General features: G+C 59.7%; 4 protein-coding genes. 3 read left to right on the top strand and 1 reads right to left on the bottom strand.

Going from position 1 to position 3,019, the window contains the following annotated elements; translation table 11 throughout:
- Positions 1–592 precede the first annotated feature (592 nt).
- Both BN874_RS10930 and BN874_RS10925 read left to right on the top strand, forming a co-directional pair.
- On the top strand, positions 593–919 hold the full coding sequence (locus BN874_RS10930; RefSeq protein WP_034433155.1) for a type II toxin-antitoxin system RelE/ParE family toxin: 327 nt from the start codon (positions 593–595) through the stop codon (positions 917–919).
- An 8-nt stretch (positions 920–927) separates the two neighbouring features.
- Positions 928–1,248: a helix-turn-helix domain-containing protein gene (locus BN874_RS10925; protein ID WP_230314405.1), complete on the top strand. Its 321-nt coding sequence runs from the start codon at positions 928–930 to the stop codon at positions 1,246–1,248.
- Positions 1,249–1,341: 93 nt separating this feature from the next.
- Here BN874_RS10925 and traD read toward each other — a convergent pair whose 3' ends face one another.
- Positions 1,342–1,779, bottom strand: a complete 438-nt coding sequence (gene traD / locus BN874_RS10920; protein ID WP_034433152.1) for a conjugal transfer protein TraD — start codon at positions 1,777–1,779, stop codon at positions 1,342–1,344.
- Positions 1,780–2,115: 336 nt separating this feature from the next.
- Between traD and BN874_RS10915 the strand changes: the two genes are divergently transcribed.
- A partial coding sequence (locus BN874_RS10915) for a MobA/MobL family protein (protein ID WP_051497717.1) occupies positions 2,116–3,019 on the top strand: 904 nt, incomplete at its 3' end.

Here is a 3,019-nt window from a genome sequence, read left to right as displayed (position 1 = left end):
CACGGGAATAGAGGTAGGCAGGCACGGGAATAGAGGTAGGCAGGCACGGGAATAGAGGTAGGTTGTGCGGTGCACAAAAACGGTTTTTTTTTATAAAAAACAATAAGTTACTAGGGTGTCATTTTTTCCTTAATATCTTTTAATCTTTATCTAATCCGCGCGCACGAAGTTGGCCTGTGGATAACTTTTTGCTCGCGACCCCCACAGACTCCCCAGATCGGAGTTCGCTACGCTCACGTCACGATCATTGGGAGGGGTGCAGTAGCCCCCTCCCAAACCCACCCCAAAGGCCGACCACCCCCAGCAACCCCGGGAACGGCCCGCAACAAAGCCACCTAAAACCCCAAAGACGGTCTCCAAGGGGAGGCGCGATACGGGCAGCCGTCCTAAACAACCCCGTAGAGACTCACAGAAGGGCTCAGAAGCGACGCACACCCCGTTTTAGCTATGAGGGGAGCCCCATAGTTCTAAATCGCTTGTAGAGGCCATCAGGGCGTTTCTGGTGCACATCGGCGTACTGAGAGTCCACCCCTCGACGAGGGTACCGATAGGTTGAGTTTATCTATGATCGTTTCTGATCTATCATCAGATCATGAAAGCCAACTTCAAGCGGCCCTTCAGCCAGTACGTCAAGAAAGCGCGTAAGCCGCTGCAACTGGCTATCGAGGACGCAGTGGAAGAGGTTTGCGCGAACCCGGACATCGGCGAGGCCAAGTTAGGCGACCTGGCCGGAATTTGGGTTTACAAGTTCAAGTTCCAGCGCCAGGAGTACCTGATGGCGTACCGTCCGCCTCCGGTCGAACCACGCCCACCGAGCGCGGAGGTGGAGCTTTTGATGATTGATTTTTACCAAGTCGGGTCGCACGAGAATTTTTATGACGAACTCAAGCGCTATTTGCGAGCGGAGGGAAAGCGATGAGCCATGCCATGACGGCTGAGGAGCTCTTTGAGGATCTCCAAGCCCTACCCACCACCGAGCGCGGCAAGTTCTTTCTGCTGCTCGAAAGCCAGGCGTTTCGGGACGATAACTTTACGCATGAGCAGGTCTTCGGGCATTTGGTGGCGGAGGCATTGACCGTGCAGGAAGCCGCTGAGTATCTGGAAATGTCAGTGCCGAATTTCCGGCGATATGTACAACGCGGCCAGATCACGCCCGTTCAAACCGTGGGGCGTAACCAGATGTTCGCGACCCGCCCGTTGAAGACGTTCAAACGCATCCTTCGCAATCGGCGTCAGCCAGCGGGCTAAATCCCGGTCGAAGCGCTCATCCGTTTTGGCGGATGGCCTTGTCTGCACGGGCCATAGCCCGAACAGCACCTAAGTGATAGGGAAGCCATTACCTCACCGCTGCAAGTCCACGGTATCGCCCTTTTGGGCCAGGAGGGCATCCCCCGCCTGTTTCCAGGTGTCCCAGCGGTGGGGATCGTCAGTTTTAGCGGCGGCTAAGAGCAGGCCGAGCAGTTCGCCCCGGCTGCGGTGTTCCAAGCTCGCTAGATCGAACAGCACCCCCTGCTGGATCAAGCGATGGGCGCGGGCTTTGCGCTCGGCCTGGGCGGACTGGCGCTTGCTGGTTTGAATCAACTTCACCACCGCCACGCGAGCTTGGGCGGCGCGGTCGTTGGCCTGTTCCACCCGAATCAAGGCTGCGAACAGTTGATTCTCTGCTACCGAGCGGTCCGGTTTGTCGGCCAGCAACACCAAGAGCTGCTGATGTTCCGTGCGCGCCTTCAGATTCTTGAGATAGGTCACGCGGCTTTGTAACCATTCGTCACGGTTCATATGAATTCGCCTCTCTCATCCGTTTGTAGTTGCTTTTACCGACAACGTGGGTCTGGCAACCTTCCTGAAGTCTAGCGGCCCCTTCACGCGGCGCAAGAGCGTGATGTATGCTGGCAGCAGTGGATAAGCCAGCGACGGCTAGGCGACCCCGGTCCGGCATCGTAGCAAATGAAAGCAAAGGGGCACTTAGTTGTTTCCGCGCAGCGAAAACCCCGTGCGCCCCTGCGGGGAGCAAAAGAAAAACCCCCAAACGCACCAGACACTTAACCGGTAGTAGCAACGCGCCGCAAACGGCGACGACACCAGCAACCACGACGACGACCAGAGTATCCAGACATGGCCTCCTACCATTGCAGCGTGAAGGTTGGCGGGAAAGGCCAGGCGAGCGGCCACGCCGCCTACATCGCCCGCGAAGGGCGCTACGCCGGGCGGGATGGTTACGAAGATTTGGAAGCCACCGGCTACGGCAATATGCCTTCATGGGCCGAAGGCGAACCCGCCCTGTTCTGGGCCGCCGCCGACCGGCACGAGAGAGCTAACGGCGCGACCTATCGCGAGATCGAAATCGCCCTACCGCGCGAGCTAGACCCCGCGCAGCGGCAAGAGTTGGTGCTGGACTTCATCCGGCGGGAGATCGGCGAGCGGCACGCCCACCAATGGGCGATCCACAATCCGGGCGCGGCGCTGGCGGGCGGGGAACAACCGCACGCCCACCTCATGTACTCGGAACGGACGACCGACGGCATTGAGCGCGACCCGACGCAGTATTTCAAGCGGTACAACGCGAAACACCCCGAACTGGGGGGATGCCGGAAGGACAGCGCCGGGACGGAAGAGCGGCTGCTGGAAACCCGGCAACGGTGGGCGGACGTACAAAACGCCCATTTACAGCAACACGGCCACGCGGCGCGGGTGGACCCCCGCAGCTTGGTGGCTCAAGGCATCGACCGGGAACCGGAACAGCACTTGGGCGGGCGACGAGTGCGGCAACTGGATCCGGAACAGCGGGAGGCCCTGCTGGAACGGCGGGAGGCCGAAGACGAGCTGCGGCAAAGCCAACGCGAACTGGCACCGCTCAACCTTTCACAGCACCTCCACGAACTGACCGCCGCCGCCCTGCACCGGGAACAAGAAGAACAGGCCGCGCGGATGGCGGAAGCGCGGGCCTATTGCCGGCAAGCCTTGAACGAGTTCAGGGCCGAATTGGTACAAAAAGCCGAACAAGAGCGGGCTTTGGAAG

The organism is Candidatus Contendobacter odensis Run_B_J11 (assembly GCF_000531125.1).
GTDB lineage: Bacteria > Pseudomonadota > Gammaproteobacteria > Competibacterales > Competibacteraceae > Contendibacter > Contendibacter odensensis.
Note: the sequence above shows the minus strand (reverse complement) of the source record. Positions and strands in the feature narration are given on the sequence as shown.

What these genes read in the sequence shown, in the direction of transcription:
- BN874_RS10930 (WP_034433155.1), top strand. Translation starts at nt 593, where the DNA reads ATGAAAGCCAACTTCAAGCGGCCCTTCAGCCAGTACGTCAAGAAAGCG.
- BN874_RS10925 (WP_230314405.1), top strand. Translation starts at nt 928, where the DNA reads ATGACGGCTGAGGAGCTCTTTGAGGATCTCCAAGCCCTACCCACCACC.
- traD (WP_034433152.1), bottom strand. Translation starts at nt 1,779, where the DNA reads ATGAACCGTGACGAATGGTTACAAAGCCGCGTGACCTATCTCAAGAAT.